19 protein-coding genes are annotated in these 17642 nt (G+C 34.6%); 4 read left to right on the top strand and 15 right to left on the bottom strand.

Annotation, left to right across the window (positions count from 1 at the left end; translation table 11 throughout):
* Nucleotides 1–20: 20 nt before the first annotated feature.
* The gene (gene pta / locus V1503_RS11010; RefSeq protein ID WP_410626882.1) at nucleotides 21–998 is read right to left on the bottom strand and encodes a phosphate acetyltransferase; all 978 of its coding nucleotides are present in this window, start codon (nucleotides 996–998) and stop codon (nucleotides 21–23) included.
* A 485-nt stretch (nucleotides 999–1483) separates the two neighbouring features.
* On the opposite strand from pta, the gene hemQ reads away from it, so the two are divergent.
* From hemQ to gerQ, 3 genes are all read left to right on the top strand, one after another.
* On the top strand, nucleotides 1484–2227 hold the full coding sequence (gene hemQ, locus V1503_RS11005; protein ID WP_410626880.1) for a hydrogen peroxide-dependent heme synthase: 744 nt from the start codon (nucleotides 1484–1486) through the stop codon (nucleotides 2225–2227).
* Between the two features lie 217 nt (nucleotides 2228–2444).
* Nucleotides 2445–2867, top strand: a complete 423-nt coding sequence (locus V1503_RS11000; protein WP_214480922.1) for a cell wall hydrolase — start codon at nucleotides 2445–2447, stop codon at nucleotides 2865–2867.
* A 28-nt stretch (nucleotides 2868–2895) separates the two neighbouring features.
* Nucleotides 2896–3312, top strand: coding sequence for a spore coat protein GerQ (gene gerQ, locus V1503_RS10995; protein WP_214480923.1), 417 nt, complete (start codon nucleotides 2896–2898; stop codon nucleotides 3310–3312).
* 473 nt (nucleotides 3313–3785) lie between these two features.
* Here gerQ and V1503_RS10990 read toward each other — a convergent pair whose 3' ends face one another.
* The 12 genes from V1503_RS10990 to deoR form a co-directional block, all read right to left on the bottom strand.
* Nucleotides 3786–4157 (bottom strand): DUF423 domain-containing protein, encoded by a 372-nt coding sequence (locus tag V1503_RS10990; RefSeq protein ID WP_214480924.1) that lies wholly within the window; start codon nucleotides 4155–4157, stop codon nucleotides 3786–3788.
* 19 nt (nucleotides 4158–4176) lie between these two features.
* Nucleotides 4177–4428 carry a YwdI family protein gene (locus V1503_RS10985; RefSeq protein ID WP_410626876.1) on the bottom strand — a complete coding sequence of 84 codons (252 nt, stop codon included), beginning with the start codon at nucleotides 4426–4428 and terminating at the stop codon, nucleotides 4177–4179.
* A gap of 233 nt (nucleotides 4429–4661) precedes the next feature.
* Nucleotides 4662–5660, bottom strand: a complete 999-nt coding sequence (locus V1503_RS10980; RefSeq protein WP_410626874.1) for a potassium channel family protein — start codon at nucleotides 5658–5660, stop codon at nucleotides 4662–4664.
* 466 nt (nucleotides 5661–6126) lie between these two features.
* Nucleotides 6127–6807, bottom strand: coding sequence for a uracil-DNA glycosylase (locus tag V1503_RS10975; RefSeq protein WP_410626872.1), 681 nt, complete (start codon nucleotides 6805–6807; stop codon nucleotides 6127–6129).
* 42 nt (nucleotides 6808–6849) lie between these two features.
* On the bottom strand, nucleotides 6850–7896 hold the full coding sequence (locus V1503_RS10970) for an LCP family protein (protein ID WP_410626870.1): 1047 nt from the start codon (nucleotides 7894–7896) through the stop codon (nucleotides 6850–6852).
* A 499-nt stretch (nucleotides 7897–8395) separates the two neighbouring features.
* On the bottom strand, nucleotides 8396–9577 hold the full coding sequence (locus V1503_RS10965) for a toxic anion resistance protein (protein ID WP_410626868.1): 1182 nt from the start codon (nucleotides 9575–9577) through the stop codon (nucleotides 8396–8398).
* A gap of 50 nt (nucleotides 9578–9627) precedes the next feature.
* Nucleotides 9628–10299 carry a 5-bromo-4-chloroindolyl phosphate hydrolysis family protein gene (locus V1503_RS10960; RefSeq protein ID WP_410626866.1) on the bottom strand — a complete coding sequence of 224 codons (672 nt, stop codon included), beginning with the start codon at nucleotides 10297–10299 and terminating at the stop codon, nucleotides 9628–9630.
* Nucleotides 10300–10742: 443 nt separating this feature from the next.
* A complete protein-coding gene (locus tag V1503_RS10955) occupies nucleotides 10743–11198 on the bottom strand; it encodes a cytidine deaminase (RefSeq protein ID WP_483297242.1) in 456 nt (151 codons plus the stop codon).
* 135 nt (nucleotides 11199–11333) lie between these two features.
* The gene (locus tag V1503_RS10950; protein WP_214480932.1) at nucleotides 11334–11507 is read right to left on the bottom strand and encodes a XapX domain-containing protein; all 174 of its coding nucleotides are present in this window, start codon (nucleotides 11505–11507) and stop codon (nucleotides 11334–11336) included.
* A 50-nt stretch (nucleotides 11508–11557) separates the two neighbouring features.
* Nucleotides 11558–12247 (bottom strand): deoxyribose-phosphate aldolase, encoded by a 690-nt coding sequence (deoC, locus tag V1503_RS10945; RefSeq protein WP_214480933.1) that lies wholly within the window; start codon nucleotides 12245–12247, stop codon nucleotides 11558–11560.
* A gap of 42 nt (nucleotides 12248–12289) precedes the next feature.
* On the bottom strand, nucleotides 12290–13504 hold the full coding sequence (locus tag V1503_RS10940; RefSeq protein WP_214480934.1) for a NupC/NupG family nucleoside CNT transporter: 1215 nt from the start codon (nucleotides 13502–13504) through the stop codon (nucleotides 12290–12292).
* A 502-nt stretch (nucleotides 13505–14006) separates the two neighbouring features.
* Nucleotides 14007–14948, bottom strand: a complete 942-nt coding sequence (gene deoR, locus V1503_RS10935; protein ID WP_214480935.1) for a DNA-binding transcriptional repressor DeoR — start codon at nucleotides 14946–14948, stop codon at nucleotides 14007–14009.
* 514 nt (nucleotides 14949–15462) lie between these two features.
* Between deoR and V1503_RS10930 the strand changes: the two genes are divergently transcribed.
* Nucleotides 15463–15825, top strand: a complete 363-nt coding sequence (locus V1503_RS10930) for a hypothetical protein (protein WP_214480936.1) — start codon at nucleotides 15463–15465, stop codon at nucleotides 15823–15825.
* 604 nt (nucleotides 15826–16429) lie between these two features.
* Here V1503_RS10930 and tatA read toward each other — a convergent pair.
* Together tatA and mobA are read right to left on the bottom strand one after the other, a co-directional pair.
* Nucleotides 16430–16636, bottom strand: a complete 207-nt coding sequence (gene tatA / locus V1503_RS10925) for a twin-arginine translocase TatA/TatE family subunit (RefSeq protein WP_214482906.1) — start codon at nucleotides 16634–16636, stop codon at nucleotides 16430–16432.
* 88 nt (nucleotides 16637–16724) lie between these two features.
* Entirely contained in the window at nucleotides 16725–17333 is a 609-nt protein-coding gene (mobA, locus tag V1503_RS10920; protein ID WP_352223491.1) for a molybdenum cofactor guanylyltransferase, read from the bottom strand.
* Between the last annotated feature and the right edge of the window lie 309 nt (nucleotides 17334–17642).

Raw genomic sequence — 17642 nt, 5'->3', positions numbered from 1 at the left:
CGTCCCCTAACATATTTTCATTATTTTTGCAGTGCTTGAGCTGCTGTAATAAGAGCTAATTTATATACATCCTCTTGGTTACAACCACGGGACAAATCGTTGACAGGCTTATTTAACCCTTGCAATATTGGACCTACCGCTTCAAAATTCCCTAATCTTTGAGCAATTTTATATCCAATATTCCCTGCTTCAAGGCTCGGGAATATAAACACATTAGCATCGCCTTGAATAAGCGCATCAGGTGCTTTCTTTTGTGCAACAGAAGGTACAAATGCTGCATCAAATTGCAATTCTCCCTCAACCATTAATTCAGGGTTTCTTTCTTTTGCCAAACGAACTGCTTCAATTACCTTTTCGGTTTCAGGTGATTTGGCTGAACCTTTTGTGGAAAAGCTGAGCATAGCAACTTTTGGTTCAATATTAAACATTTGTGCTGTATGGGTACTTTCTATTGCAATTTCAGCTAAGTCTTGACTATCAGGTGCAATATTAATTGCACAATCAGCAAATACATACTTTTCGGTATCACGAACCATGATGAATACACCCGATGTCTTCTTAACACCTTCTTTTGTTTTAATTATTTGTAATGCCGGACGAACTGTATCTGCTGTAGAATGGGCTGCGCCACTTACTAACCCATGAGCTTTTTCTGTATATACAAGCATTGTACCAAAATAATTTTCATCTAGTAACATTTTGTAAGCTTGTTCTTTTGTAACTTTGCCTTTCCTTCTCTCAACAAAAGCATCGACTAACGTGCTCATTTCATCATATTGTTCAGGATCGTATATTTCTACTCCACTCAACGATACTTCTAGTGCTTCAGCTTTTGCTTGGAGTTCACCTGGATTCCCAATAATGATTGGTTTAATAATTTCCTCTTGTGCTAAACGGCTTACAGCTTCTAAAATTCGATTATCATTCCCTTCTGGAAAGACAATACGGATGTTTTCACCCTTAATTTTCTCTTCTAATATGTTGAATAACTGTGACATATGTTTTTCCTCCTTTGCTCTCATCATTACTCGTTATATTTAGAATACTTGACTATTACTGAAAATCAATAAATCTATCTTAAGATAACGCTTACATGAAAGAAGTTTATCTTTTCATAATTCACAAAAAAAACACATTTATACGTAAGTAGAGGTAAATTTGTCAAAACTAATATACGTAGTCACACTTCGTTCACACATATTACAGCGTTAGCCTTTTCAGAAAGCTCTTTATTATTATTTTGCTGAATTATAAAAACCAAAGAAAGTTCATGCAAGTGTCATCTGTTTTATAGAAGGATAGCTGGCCACAAACTCTAGGGATGTACGTGTTAGTACGAAACACTAATGAACAAAAATGTTTCGTGTTTCTTAGTAATGCATAAACTGTGGTATATTAGAAATGCTATATATTTTATATCATGATCTAATTAGAGTAAACTATAATTGTCATATCATACATAATGAAGGAGATGGGTATCAATATGAGTGAAGCAGCTAAAACGTTAGATGGCTGGTATTGTCTACATGATTTACGTGCAATTGACTGGTCTTCTTGGAAACGACTAACAAGTGATGAGCGTCAAACCGCAATTCACGAGTTTGTTGGTTTACTTGAAAAATGGGGTCTTGTTGAAGAAAACCAACAGGGTAGCCATGCATTCTATTCAATTGTTGGGCAAAAAGCAGATTTTATGCTCATGATTTTAAGACCTACAATGGAAGAAATTAATGAAATAGAAAATGCATTTAATAAAACTAAACTTGCTGAGTATACCATTCCTACATATTCGTATGTGTCAGTGGTTGAGTTAAGTAACTACTTACCAGCTGATGAAGACCCGTATCAAAACCCTGAAATCCTAAAAAGGCTATACCCTACCTTACCTAAAGCAAATCATATTTGCTTCTATCCTATGGATAAGCGTCGTCAAGGTGATGACAATTGGTATATGCTCCCGATGGAGGAACGTCGAGCATTAATGCGTTCACATGGCATGATAGGTAGGAAATATGCAGGAAAAGTTAAACAAGTAATTTCAGGTTCAGTCGGCTTCGATGATTACGAATGGGGTGTAACACTTTTTGCAGATGATGTTTTACAATTTAAGAAGTTAGTGTACGAAATGCGTTTTGATGAGGTAAGTGCTCGTTATGGTGAATTTGGAACGTTTTTTGTCGGTAACCTTTTGAATGAAGAAAAATTAAATCAACTACTACACGTGTAAATATCTATACTCATTCAAACAAAAGGAAAGTGGCTCATATACATATATGGGTCATTTTCTTTTTACTTGAATTTAATGCATATCTAAAATGCTCAACTCATATCTATTAAATAGAAATCATCATTTTTCAAAAATAAGGAACCATTTTCACTTACTTAAATAGAGTAATATTGTACGAAATTGTAGGTGGATACCTATTTGTAAGTGAGGTGAGAAGATGGCGGTAATTCCTTATACAGAAAAAGATGTAGATTTACTTGCACGCTTAATTCGTGCAGAGGCAGAGGGAGATGGCAAACTCGGTATGTTAATGGCCGGTAATACTAGTGTGAACCGAGTTAGAGCCAGTTGTTTAGATTTTAGAGACATTACATCAATACAAAAAATGGTCTTTCAGCGCCCGGGTGGATTTGAAGCAACCATAAAAGGATACTTTTATCAGCGTGCAAGAGAATCTGACAAACAGCTAGCTAGAAGACTCATAAATGGAGAAAGATTTCACCCTGCAACAAATACATTATGGTTTTTCAGGCCTGAAGGCGATTGCCCAGCACAATGGTTTAATCAATGGAATACCGGACGTTTCAAATCCCATTGTTTTTTTGCACCGACTCAGTCGGAATGTCCTAAAGTGTATTAAACCTATTTTGATGTAGAGGAGGAATTTGATGACAAATAATTATAATCAGGGGAACTATGGAGTTTATCAATCCCAGACATCATACCCATATAGATACCCGTACCAATATGGACAGCAACAACAAGTACCACAACCAACTTCTGCCCCAACAACAGGTCCACAAGTACCAGATATGTTACCACTTGAAGAATCTTATATTGAAAATATACTACGATTAAATAAAGGGAAGGTAGCAACTGTTTATATGACCTTTGAAAATGGTCGAGAAGGAAGAACACAAATATTTAAAGGAATGATTGAGGCTGCTGGGCGTGACCATATCATACTTAGCGATTCTGAGTCGGAAAAGCGCTATGTATTATTGATGGTGTATCTAGATTATATTACCTTTGATGAAGAAATAGAATATTACCCAGATAGAATTGTAAGCTACTCTCCTAGGTGATAAAAAAACTAAACTAACTACAATTTCACCTAGAAGCAGCCCTCTTCTTGTGGGCCAGGTGAAATGTCATTAACCATGACTTCTCCTAACAAGCATTCGATCCATTTCAGATGAAGGCGCATTTTGCCTTCGGATGGAATGGTGAAGTGCCCTTGAAGGACTCTGGTGGCTTCGCTACGATAGCATTTAGGATAAATATCCATAAGGTATGTAATCCTAGGCAGTGAAAAAAAGCAATAAAGTTTATGAAAGGCTCTTTTTCGTAAACTTTGTTGCTATTTTTATCAAATTAGTACCATAAATATGTTATTCATCTTTGTACAGAAGAAAAGATGCCACGAACGCTAGATATATACGTGCTTACACCTTAGAACGAAAGGCAAGAATCAATGCGAAAACAGCCTTATGAAAAGAGCTTTACCAATAGAAAAGGGGAGTCTATTTGTCGAAATTCGACTTAGACACCCCCTTTTTTACATATGTTTCATGACTGCATACCCGAGAAGTACCCATCCAATTAAGAACGCCACACCACCTAATGGTGTAATTGCTCCTAACACTTTTACTTGAGTAACACTTAGAACATAAAGACTTCCGGAAAATAAAATAATTCCAATTAACATAAACCAACCAGCCCACGTAAGTGAAGGTGTATTTGGAAATTTACCTGCAATCAAAGCGATAATCATGATTGCCGTAGTATGAAACATTTGATAAGTGACGCCAGTTTTCCATGTCTCTATATACTTTGCTGGAATTTTGCCCTCTAAACCGTGTGCACCAAATGCTCCTAGTGCTACCGCTAAAAAACCATTAATTGCTCCAATCATTAGCAATATTTTCATCTTTGTTAGTCCCCCAATTTTAAAAATCTAGTAATGAATCTCCATTTGCTTCATCTACATTTACTTTATTATGTTGTTTAATTGACATTTGTTGTATTTCTGGAATCGTTTTTTTACGATTGTCCTCTACAGAATTAGATGATAATACGACATCACACAAAGAGTGGATACTAGCAATATGTTCGCGAAGTCTGCCTTCATCATTTGACTGGTTTGCTTTTGACAGCTCTTCACCAATTTTATCAAGTATCATTTGAACTGGTACCTTCAAACTCCCCACCTCCTGAGTTCATATTTTTTAAGAAGGCTCTTTTCGTAAACTTTGTTGCTATTGTGATTCAATTAGTACCAATAAAAAGTGGTTTTACTTGGTTCGTCATTGTTGTACATAAGAAAAGATGCCACGAACACTAATCATGTACGTGTTTGGCTCTTAGTACAGAAAGCAACAATTAATGCGTAAACAGCCTTTAAGAAAGTTCCAAAGTATAGGATAAATGATTATTATATACTAGATTTTGTAGCTTCTTCAAATTTCACTAATTGATCCTTTGCACCAAACACTATTGTTAAGTCACCTTCTTTTAATCGTTCATCTGGGTGAGGGTTACTAATTAGCTCATGTTTTCTTTTTATCGCTACAATCGTTACACCGTACACACTGCGAATATTATTATCTCGTAAAGAGCTATTGACAACTTTTGATCTAGGTTGGATCATAATTTCTTCAACCCCATATTCGTCTTTACCTAATTGTAGAATCGTATCTATGTAGTCAACACTAATAGGTTTTACAACTGACATTGCCATCCTCCTCCCCCCTAGTGAGGAAGGATTAATAACTTTGCTTGCTCCAGCAATGCGAAGCTTTTCTTCAGATTCAACTTTCTCTGCTCTAGCCACAATTTGAATCTCTGGGTTTAATCCTTTTGCAGTTAATGACACAAATACATTTGAAGCATCATCAGGTAACGTTGCTACTAACCCTTTTGCTCGTTCTATTCCTGCATTATATAAAACCCGATCCTCAGTTGCGTCACCTACTATGTATAGAAAATTCTCTTCTATTTGTTCCACTCTTTCTTTATCACGTTCAATAACAACAACTTGAACCCCTTCTTGTATAAATCTCTGCAGCACTTGTTCACCTACACGACCTATTCCGCAAATAATCATATGATTTGATAGATTGTCAATTTGTTGATGCATACGACGCCTCCATACACTTTGTGATAACTTTCCTTCAATAATTGCAGCCGACATTGCTGCTAGTGTATACCCTACTAGTCCAACTCCAATAGGAATAATGAGCAAGCCAAATATGCGCCCGCCTATTGTTTGAGGAATAATATCACCGTAACCTACCGTCAGTACGGTAATTGCTGTCATCCACAAAGCATCAAAAAAACTAATCCCTTCAAGAAAGGCAAACCCAAGTCCTCCAACGATAATAATTATCGTCATTCCTATTAAAGAAATAACGATATGTTTGGATACTTTCACCACGCCCCTCCTTCTATCAAGACCCTCTTTTTCTCTTCTCCTGAAATTTCATGCACGACTTCCCTGAGGATTGGAATACACGTAAGGATGGAATAATGTCTGTTTTAAAATTAAAAGCTTTGCAGCCTCTTGGGAATTTTGGATCCCACGTTGTGTAAAAATGGGTACAATTAAAACAATTTACTCTTTGGTCACTCATATTATTTCACCCTTTATGCTCCCCATTAATTATATTGTGTTTTTATTGTATCACTATCATCTTCACGGTTCAGCAAATATACCTTTAATAGTATACCTAGGGTATTTTCGTAAACTCCATTTATTTATGCTAAACCTTTTACAATTAGATACATTTTATCCAAGCCACATAATTTTTATAGTAAACAAAAATGCCGCTAACGTTAGATATATGCGTGTTTTTCCCCTTAATACGAAAAACAACGATCAATGCGTAAACAGCCTTTATCTATGTATTTAGTGAATCGATTTGCCAATCAATTTCTTCGCTATCAATTTGCCGTAAATAACTATTTGCTTTCGAAAAGGGGTTACTGCCGAAAAAACCACGATTAGCAGAAAAAGGACTCGGATGAGGTGACTCAATGATAAAGTGATGACTATTTGAAACTAGTTTTTGTTTTTCTTGAGCATGTCTACCCCAAAGAATAAAAATTACCGGCTTTTCACGTTCATTTAATACTTCAATTATTTTGTCTGTGAACAATTCCCACCCAAGCCCTCGATGGGAGCTGGGCTGTCCTTTCCTCACAGTTAATGTTGTATTTAACAACAATACCCCTTCTTCTGTCCACTTTAATAAATATCCATGGTTCGGTATAGTGCAACCGATGTCATTTTGTAATTCTTTATATATATTTTTTAACGAGGGTGGAACAGGAATACCAGGTTGAACCGAAAAGCTTAAGCCATGTGCCTGATTTGGACCATGATAAGGGTCTTGTCCAATAATGACAACTTTCACTTTATGATATGGTGTATGATGTAAAGCATTAAATATACTATACATATCAGGGTAAATCGTTTCAGTATTATATTCGTGTTTCAAAGTTTGACGTAGCTTTTTATAATACGTCTTGTTAAATTCTTCCTCTAATAATTGTGACCAGTCATTATTAAGTATTGTCATTCAAAACCACCTATCAACTTTCATAGCATCACTACTAATATATTATTCTTTATTGAAATGTTTCAACAGTTCATTCATCTCATTCACATCAGGTATCCAATAATACAATCGCGAATTAACTAAAGGATCCATCGCATACCCTTCATTTCCTGGTAATTGAAAATAGGAGATATCTTCGGTTGTAATCCCTTTAAACAGCATAGCCATACTAAAGATATCACTTTCAGATACGTTTGTATCAATTATTGCTTGTTTAACGTTTCGATAAATGGTAGGTACCTTTGGAATATTCTTTGGCTGGAGGGCTGTCTTGACTAATGATTTTAGTACGAGTGCTTGATGTTGCTGGCGCCCAAAATCTCCTTCAGACAATGATTTACGTTCTCTAACAAGTGACAAAGCTAGATCCCCATCAAGATAAAGAATATTTTTATTATCAAGCGTAATATTTTTATCTGTCAATGTTATAGGTTCCTTTAGCTCTATTTCAATACCACCCACGGCATCCACAACATCTATAAAGCCTTCAAAATTTGTTTTCACATAATAATTAATTGTGCACTTACATAAATTACTTACCGTTTGTATTGTAGCTTCCGTCCCAGATCCATTTCCGCCTTTAAGCTCTCCAAGTAAATGAGCGTGATTAATCTTAGTGGCACCTACACCTTCTACTTGAACTAATGTATCGCGTGGAATAGATAAAACAGTTATCTTTTCTTGTTCGGGATGGATATTTGCAAGCATAATTACATCTGTACGTGAAGCTTCTTGTTTACGTGCGTCAAGGCCTAGAAGTAACAAATTAAAGCTATCAATTTGTTTGTATTTCTTATCTAAATTCTTTTTTTGTAAGTGAATGGCCTTCCTACCTTTTGTAATATCAGCATTTTCTTCTTGTTTCTCTCCTTCTTCCTTACTTTGAAGACTGTCTTGCACTTTTAATTCGTCTACCTTTTCGGGTATTGCGATTTGCGGTATTTTATGTTCAGCAAAATGATTTACCGGCTTAAGTTTAATATAATAATATCCGCCTATACAACCGAATAAAACAATAACAAACAGCGTTATTCTTATCCCCTTTTTCATTGTTATTCAGTCCCTTTACTCGTCCTATTTACTTATATATATTACCCCTCACCTATTCAAATTACAGCTTATTTTACAAGTTCTTAAATAAAGACTCTTTTTGTAAAACTTGTTTTAATTTCAACTAAATTAGAACATCAAAATGGTAATTATATCTATTTATATAAGATACCAGGAACGTTAATTGTGAACGTTTTTAATACCTTAATAAGTAAATTAACAATGAAGGCAACATTTCAAAAGATTACCAAAGGCTGTTTTCATCACTTTTTGCTTTATAAACACTAGAACGTCTAGGGCGATTTTGTACGGCTATCACAATTGGACATATGGTAAAAATTAAACAAAAGTAGGTCAGAACAAACCAGCCCACGATAAAGTACAACGACTAGCTTGTACCTTATTGTGGGCTGACCCTTTATAGTGTTCATTTATACATTGCCTGTTCAAATATTGCATCTAAAGCAACAAAGGTTATAAATAGCATCTTTCAAGCAAATTATGCGTTTTTCATCGATAATAACTTGTTTTTTAAATCCTGTTCCATTGTTGTAATATCCTTTTCAATTTGCTGGCGCTTCATTCTGCCTTCTTGCTGAATTTTTAACGTTTCTTCTAATGTTGTTAATAAATTCGTTTGTGTTTGCTTTAGTGTTTCAATATCTACTACTCCCTTTTCATTTTCCTTCGCAACATCAATTGTGTTTGCTTTAAGCATATCAGAGTTTTTTAATAGTAACTCGTTCGTTGTTTTTGTTACTTGCTTTTGCGCCTCAACAGCTTTCTTTTGTCGGAAAAGAGTAATAGCTATAACAATTTGATTTTTCCATAATGGAATTGCAGTAAGTATTGAAGACTGAATACGTTCAACTAATGTCTGATTCATATTTTGAATCATTCGAATTTGTGGAGCAGTTTGAATTGTAATTTGCCTGCTGAGCTTTAAATCATGAGTTCGCTTTTCTAATCGATCAACAAATTGCATAAGGTCATTTATTTCTTGAATCTCCATTTGATTACCAGAAGATTGTGCTTTTTGTTGCAAGATGGGGATTGTATTCGTTCGAAGGTCTTCTAGCTTGACTTCAGCTGCGGCAATGTAAATGTTTAATGCTTCAAAATACTCCTTATTTTTCTCGTATAAAGTATCAAGCATCATAATATCTCGAAATAGCATTTGTCGGTTTTTTTCAAGCTTGTCGCCTATTTTATCAATTTCAAGTCCAATCTTCTGATACTTTGACAGTATATTATTAACCGATTGAGCAAAAGAACCAAATACGCGAGAGAAGAAACCACGTTTTTGTACTTCGAAGTCTTCTGGATTTACCTCTTTAATTCTACTCATTAATTCTGTTATTACTTCTCCCACTGGACCTGCATCTTTCGTTTGCACATGATTTAACATATCATGAGAAAACTTAGATAACTCTGCCTGAGCCGCTACACCATATTGAACAATTGCTTGTTGATTAGTAGGGTCTATTTGCTCAGCTAATGATTTGGCCTTTACTTGATGTTCGGGCTTCAAAGTTAAAATAAGCTTTGTTGGTTCTACTGTTTCAGTACTTTGTTCGTTCATTAATGAACGCTGTGGGTCACCAAATGGGTTTTCTAGTAGTGTATCAATATTAGCTGTATCTAAACGATTCATTTGAAGGTTTAATTCTTTTTCATTCATTCTTTTTTCCCCTTTCTTTTACTATAGCGAATAGAGCCTAGCAATATCGTTCATCTAATAATGTTGTTTTTTGCTGAAGCAGTCTGTTCTTTCGTACGCTCTTCAAATGAATAACCAGTTTCCTGAAGTGACTGCTTTACTAATTTACATTCTATATCAAGGTCTGTAATGTCATCTGAAAGGATTTGTAGGAGTTCTTTTTCTATGGATGCTGCTAATTCTTCAAGTGTTTCCTCCACTTCTCTCATCGATATATACAATTCCTTGTTTTTGACTGGTTGTGAAGCTAACTCAGAATATTTTTTTACAATAAGTAATGTTGAGTCCACATACGTTGTAAAAACAGATTGAACGTTTCTATATCGCTGTGGTTCTCTTTCAGCTATCTCTAAAATTTGCTTAAGAATTTTATGAACCTTATTTACTGTTTGATATACTCTAATAGAGCGAACTTTGTATCGATAGCTCCCAATTTCTTTAACTTTAGGTTTTATCTCACGAATATTTTTCTTAACATATGCCCTTTCTTCTTTTACAACGTCCTGATTGGACGGTAGAAATTTTCTACGAAATATTGCCGAAACGAGAAAGTAAGTGGCACCCCCACCTAAAATAGCTGCCCACCATATAAAACCAGTCACAAAGAAAAGTACAACCGCACCAACAACACTTATACTAAATGAAATAGCTATTCTTATAGTATGAAGGATCAATTTTTTCATGTTCACTCTTCTCCTAACTATAGAGTTCAAAATGTAACATTGCACATAAAAAATTCGAATATTAAGGTTATTTTCCCCTTATATTAGCATTGTTACATTTTGTAAACAAGTTTATTCCTGTTATATTTTATACGTATCGTTAAGGCAATTAGTTTCAAAACATGGAGAAAAGTTTTTAACCATTTTTACCGATGGAAAATTAAGTATTCATCAAGGTTCTTTTCGTAAACTTTGTTGCAATTTTTATAAAAAATGGACAATACAATGAGTTTTATCAGACTTAAATAATTCTAAAAGCAGAAAAAACAGAACGAAATGTACGAAAAACAACAATCTATGCCGAAAGCAGACGTATAGAAGTATTCTTCAAATTATTAACTAACCGTTTCCATACAAAAAGCAGACCTATTATTGTTAGGCCTGCCTATTAGTTTTGCGACATATTATTGTTTTTCTAAATCTTTTGGTGAGAATCCACCTGGCAATAAATCCTGTACAGTGGTTTCTTGAACATCACCATTTAGGTTGGTTAATACAACTTCCATATCTGGGTTACACAATTCTGATATTACTTGTCGACAAGCACCACAAGGTGGAACAGGTCGTTCAGTATCAGCGACTACAACTAAAGCTTTGTACTCTTTATTACCATCAGAATAAGCCTTAAAAAGGGCTGTTCTTTCTGCACAATTACACATGCTGTATGCAGCATTTTCTATATTACACCCATGATAGACTTGATCATCCTTTGTTAATAAAGCAGCGCCAACCTTAAATTTTGAGTAAGGCGCATATGCGCGCTCTCTCGCCTTTTTCGCCTCTTGAATGAGAGTTTCTTTGTTCATCTGACTCATCCCTTCAACCCTTTTTTGGAGTTTGTTCAAAAAGTCAAGCAACATGATCAGAATGGTCAAAATTGTTTAATCCGTATTTGCCATTGAAAGATGCAATTCTTAGCTGGACTTGCTTTTACATTTGCACTCTTTTTGAACACTCACTAATAGATAAGAAATAAACCCTTTTCTAAACTCAATTTAGCTTTGGAAAAACATACCGAATAACCAGTTTGCTACAATTCCCCCAAGATACACACCGAATACGCCTAATACGCCTGCTAAAACAGGTGGAGCTGGTAATGGAAGTTTTAATGCTTTAAATACAATGCCGATTATCATACCAGCTAATAAACTTAAGACTAGTTCTTTCATTGTTAACCCTTCTTTTCAAATATTTTGAATAAGCACTAAGAAAATGAGACTTAATATGAAGTCGTTGATTCTTCGCCTTTTACTAGTTTCACGCCAGAGCTCGTTCCGATACGAGTTGCACCAGCTTCTGTCATTGCGTCAGCATCTTGTAAGTTTCGAACGCCACCAGATGCTTTCACACCGATATTAGGTCCAACCGTTTTACGCATTAGTGCGACATCCTCAACAGTTGCGCCTCCCGTTGAAAAGCCTGTTGAAGTTTTTACAAAATCTGCTCCTGCACGAACTGATAATTCACAAGCGCGGACTTTCTCTTCTTCAGTTAATAAACATGTCTCAATAATAACCTTTGTCAATGCTTTCCCTTTTGCTGCTTCAACAACTGCTTTAATATCTTTTTCAACTAGTTCATCGTTCCCGCTTTTTAATGCACTAATATTGATAACCATATCAACTTCTGTTGCTCCATTTTCAATCGCATTATTCGTCTCAAATGCCTTCACTTCAGGAGTTGTTGCACCTAAAGGGAATCCAATTACTGTACAAACTTTTACTTCTGGCGTATCCTTTAACATTTCAGCTGATAGCTTTACCCACGTTGGATTTACACATACTGAAGCAAATTTGTATTCCTTCGCTTCATTTACTAATTTCTCGATTTCTTCTTGACGAGTTTCAGGTTTTAATAAAGTATGATCGATCATTTTTGCTAAGTTATTATTCACTATATTTTCCTCCATTTTATGAAATTACTAAACCCTCTGAAATTTGTATATTCTAATCTATAATAACATTCCAGCGATAGCGGCACTAAGCAATGACGCAAGCATTCCTGCTAACACTGCCTTTAATCCCATTCTTGCTATATCACCACGACGATTTGGCGCTAAATTTCCTAGCCCACCTAAGAGAATTCCTAATGATGATATATTTGCGAATCCACAAAGTGCAAAACTTATAACAGCAACTGTTTTCGGAGTTAGGTCTTCAATTTGTGGAGCGAAAGAAGCATATGCCACAAATTCATTTAACACTAACTTTTGACCGATAAATCCTCCAGCAGTTACAGCTTCGGCCCAAGGTACACCTATTGCAAAAGCGATTGGTGCAAATAAATACCCTAAAATTATTTCAATCGTTAAACCTTCAAAGCCTAATAGATTTCCTACGCCACCTAATAAACCATTCAATAATGCAATTAATGCAATAAATGCAAGTAACATTGCACCAATATTTAACGCAAGCTGAAGACCAACACTTGCTCCTCGTGCTGCTGCATCGACGACATTAGTTGATTCTACATCTTTCTCCATTTTAATATCATCAGTCGTCTCAGATTTTTCAGTTTCTGGCATCATAATTTTTGCTATGATCAGACCTGCTGGTGCAGCCATGAAACTTGCAGCAAGCAAATACTCTAGCGGAACACCTAATAATGAATATCCGACTAAAACTGATCCGGCAACTGAAGCAAGACCTCCTGTCATTACCGCAAATAACTCTGATTGAGTCATCTTCGCTAAAAACGGTCTAACAACTAGCGGAGCCTCTGTTTGTCCAACGAAAATATTGGCAGCTGCTGATAATGATTCAGCTTTACTTGTTCCTAATAGTTTGGAAAGCCCCCCACCAATAAATTTTATCACGAGTTGCATAATACCTAGATAATAAAGCACAGATATTAAAGAAGAGAAAAAGATTACAATTGTTAAAACGTTAAAGGCAAAGACAAATGTAATTTCTTCTGCGGCAAATAATCCACCAAACAAGAAGTTAACACCTTCGTTAGCGTAATTAATGATTGCTTGAACGCCTTCAGAAAATGTTTGCAAACCTCTTTTTCCAGCTTCCCATTCTAGTACTACAAAAGCAAATGTAAACTGGATTAACAAACCTATCAAAACAGTTTGGATCTTAATTGATTTTTTACTACTTGAAAACAAAAATGCGATTCCTAATACTACAAGGACACCAATGATACCCCATAAAAAATTCATGAAGAACACCCCTAAGACAGTTTTCTTGATGCTTACGATGCTTAGTATTCTTAAATAATTATTTTTTAATCCCTATAGTGGATTTATAATTACTTGTTAAACATTGAATCATTTATGAACATTTGTTCATGAACCATTTAAGAATACAAAATAAAAACAAATCTTGTTCTATTGTCATAAACCGTTTTCATTTCTAAAAAAGCTGGTTTATGCTAAAAGAGAATCGTATTGTATTAGCTTCATGCTCCAAAAATAAATTGAACAAAATTTAATTTTCGATATTACTATAACAAGGTATTGAACAAATGTAAACACAATATTGAACAAACGTTATGTCTATTATTTGACAATGTTATAAGAATCAACAATAAAGAGTCACTCGTTTCTATGTCAAAACGAGTGACTCTTTATATTTCATCGACCTTCTTCGATATATCATATTCACATTCTGCTAAATAACGCACAAATGTCATTTGAATAACTTACCATATTCGAGGTTTAATTATAGCTTTTCCAGCAAAGATTTAGCGGTAATTTGATCTGTAATTAACACATTGGCGTATTCTCCCATTAAAGCACCATAAATTCCTTCTAGTCGATCCGCTCCCCCTGCAACGAGAATGGACTGTTCTTTATTTCTTAAATCGTCTAATTCAATACCTAAAGTTCTAGCATTCAAGCTCTCATTACATATTTCCCCATCTTTTGTAAAAAACCTAGAGCAAATATCTCCTACAGCATTGGAGAAAATCATGTCTAAATCCTCTTCTGTAAAATAGCCTAGTCTGAATAACAAAGATTCTGATCGAATGGGGCCTACAGTAAATAAAGCAATATTAGCATTTTTACCAAGCTCCAAAATGCGGTGGATGTGTCGGTCTGCCACCATTGCTTGTTTAACAACCACATGATCAACGATTGCTGGAACTGGTAAATAATGAGGTGTGGTGTTAAAGGCTTTGCCAAATAAATGAAGAATTTCATCAGCATAAGTATTTGTCTCTGAGTGACCAACTGCCCCTTTCAGTTGAACAACTTGCACATCTTTTAAATTTTGTTGATTTAACTTATTAGCAATATTATATAAGGTTCTACCCCATGTGAGGCCTATGATATCACCATCTTTGACTGTTTCATGTAAATATATTGCAGCTTGTTCTCCTAGACTGTTATGGATGACGCTTTTTTCATAATGAGGAATAGATGTTACAACCGCTTTTTTTAACTTGAACTTTTGTTCAAGTTCTTCAGATAAAGATTCAACATCCTCTGTAGGATCATTGATTTTAATTTGAACGATCCCTTCGTTTTTTGCTTGTTGCAAAAGTCTTGACACCGTTGGTCTTGATACACCAAGTTTTTTTGCAATATCGCTTTGATTATAATCTAATAAGTAATATAGTTTTGCTGCCTCAATTACTTTCTTTAATTTGTTTTTTTCCATAATTTCACCTTTTGTACTTTTTAAGTATTGTATGAAATTAATTTTACCAAAAAAATGAACGTTTGAAAAATATATCAAATGTTTATCCATATTCTTAAAATGAGTATAACCTCTATCCATCAAACCTGTATTATTCATTAATCATATTCTGTATTAGTTTAATTTCTATACTCATTATAAAATATAATTATCATCTAGTATGCTTGTATAATATAAAAGTTACTCATCATCTATATTTCACACATTATCTCCGGCACATATCTATAATTATTATTTTTTTAGAATAGTACAATAAATTTCCTGATTTTTGTTATCTATTATTTTTTTATCTGTTATAGTTTTTTGTATCTACTGTTATATTTTTTATTTGGGATTTTTTAGAAATAAAATAAGTGAAAAAGAGGGAGAAAAGAGGTTGAGTTAATGAATGATTTTCCAAATACTGTAGGCACAAATCCATAGTGTAAAACATATATTGTTCTAATTCTAACTAGTAGAAAGGAGATTATTTATCATGCATTTTTTTAGATTCCCACCACCACGTCCCCATCCCCATATTCATCCAGGAGGTAGTATGTTACCCTTCCCTGGATCGACGCCAATTCATGGCACCCAAGCTCTCCATCATGCTCCTTCTGCTCCACCACCTTCTTTTGTACCTCAGCAACATCAACCTGACTTACAAGCTATTGACCCACGAGCACTTATTAGATGTTTATATCGATACACGTATATTTGGCTTCGAGGTAGAAGATCATTTTGGTTTTATCCTACATTTATTGGAAGAAAATCAGTTTCAGGGTACAGATGGACTGGAGTAAGGTGGGTATATTTTGGCATTGATGCACAAAGAATCATATCATTTCAATGTTTTTAAATGTTCCTTTTCGTAAGCTTTGTTGATATTTAACTAAAAAAGCATTGCTAGATGAGAATTTAATGAAGCTTCATCGTTATATCAAGAACTATAATTAATTACTTAGTAGTCTTTTTAGGTCGAATACAGTTTTGTTAACAACAAAGGGTTTGCAGAAATGACCATCATAGAAAGCCCTATCCCACATGAAGGTACTAACTTCCTTCATGTGGAATGCCTGACGCTTGAGTTAGCCAATTGACGCTAACAAGCTATCTAATCAAGGTAAGGAAAAACATTCGATCTAAATGTGGTTTCGTTAGGATGACAAATTGAATATGACCTATAGGGGGAAGTATCGCAAAACAAATAACAAAGACGCAGACACTCTGATCACCAAATTGAGAAGAGACTAATAAAAAAAAAGGGTCACTATTTTTACTAAAAATGGGCAGTATGATAAGTTTTATGAGAGCTAAATAATTGTAAAAGTAGAAAAGATGCCACGAACACTAGATGTATACGTGCTTATATCCTGGAAAGAAAGTAACAACCTATGCGAAAATAGCCAAAAAAAGAAGGTTAACCCAACTTATTCGCCTTGAAAGGTGGATCAACCTAATTATTACTTTTTCTCTTCACTTTTGACGATTTGATTCACTTCTTTTACTTCATCTGTTACGTCACTCGTTAGCTCACGAGCTGATTTTTTAAATTCTTTTAATGTTTCTCCAGTAGCTCTACCAATCTCAGGTAATTTTTTCGGTCCAAAAATTATTAAAGCTAAAACAAGAATTAATATTAATCCAGGTATTCCGATGTTTGTTAACATTCATACCATCTCCTTTTTATGATGCATGCACATATTGTTAGAGATAACTACTAAATGTAGTTTATCATGTTCACCTAAAAAAAACGAACTACTTATTAGGATCTTTGTCCTTTACCCAACGTTTTACCTTTTCATAATCCATCGGATAGTTCATATTAAAAAATACTCTTCCTAAGTCAATGTCTTCTAACTTCATTAACTCCTGCTCATTAATGTATCGTACTTGAAGACGAGATAATACATCTACAACTTTTAATTGATTTTCCTTTAAGCATGAATGAATAATTGGTAATGCACTTTTGCTATAAACTGCATACAATGGATGGATTTTGCCACCAATAATAGGGACGACTGCGTCACAACCATTCGCTTGCGACAGTAAATATGATGTAACTGATGTAGATATAAACGGCATATCACAAGCCACAACAACATTTTTATCATTTTGGGCCGCTTGTAAACCAGCTTGCAAGCCAGCAAGAGGTCCTTTTGCATCTACAAGATCAGGAACAATGGGGATCTCTAAAAACTTGTATTGTTGCTCTTGATTAGTTACAAGGATGATTTCTTCAAACATCAATTGTAACGCCTCTTTCATTCTCACAATATTGTATTTTCCTTCAACCCTTAATAATGCTTTATTTGTGCCCATTCTCTTAGATTGGCCACCTGCTAAGATAATAGCCCCAACATCCACTTTGATCACCTCTGGTTGGACGCTGTAATAATTTTTGGCTGCTTTCGCATAGACTGTTGTTATTCATACAAAAGTATACCACTAGATTTCTTGGCATCTTTTCCTCTAAAAAAGAATGACTGTTAAGTAAAACAACATCATTATCTTCTAGTTTAGGATAAATAGCAACAGGGCTTACGAAAAAAGCCTAGTTATTTATATTAATATTATATCAAATAGCCTTCTCAATATATGAAGTAGAAATTCTATTGTCACAAATATGTCAAAAACCGAATTTATATCTTAATGAATTAATTATATAAAAAATGG

The organism is Nanhaiella sioensis, from assembly GCF_046557775.1.
GTDB lineage: Bacteria > Bacillota > Bacilli > Bacillales > SM2101 > Nanhaiella > Nanhaiella sioensis.
This window is presented reverse-complemented; position numbering and strand designations above follow the sequence as displayed.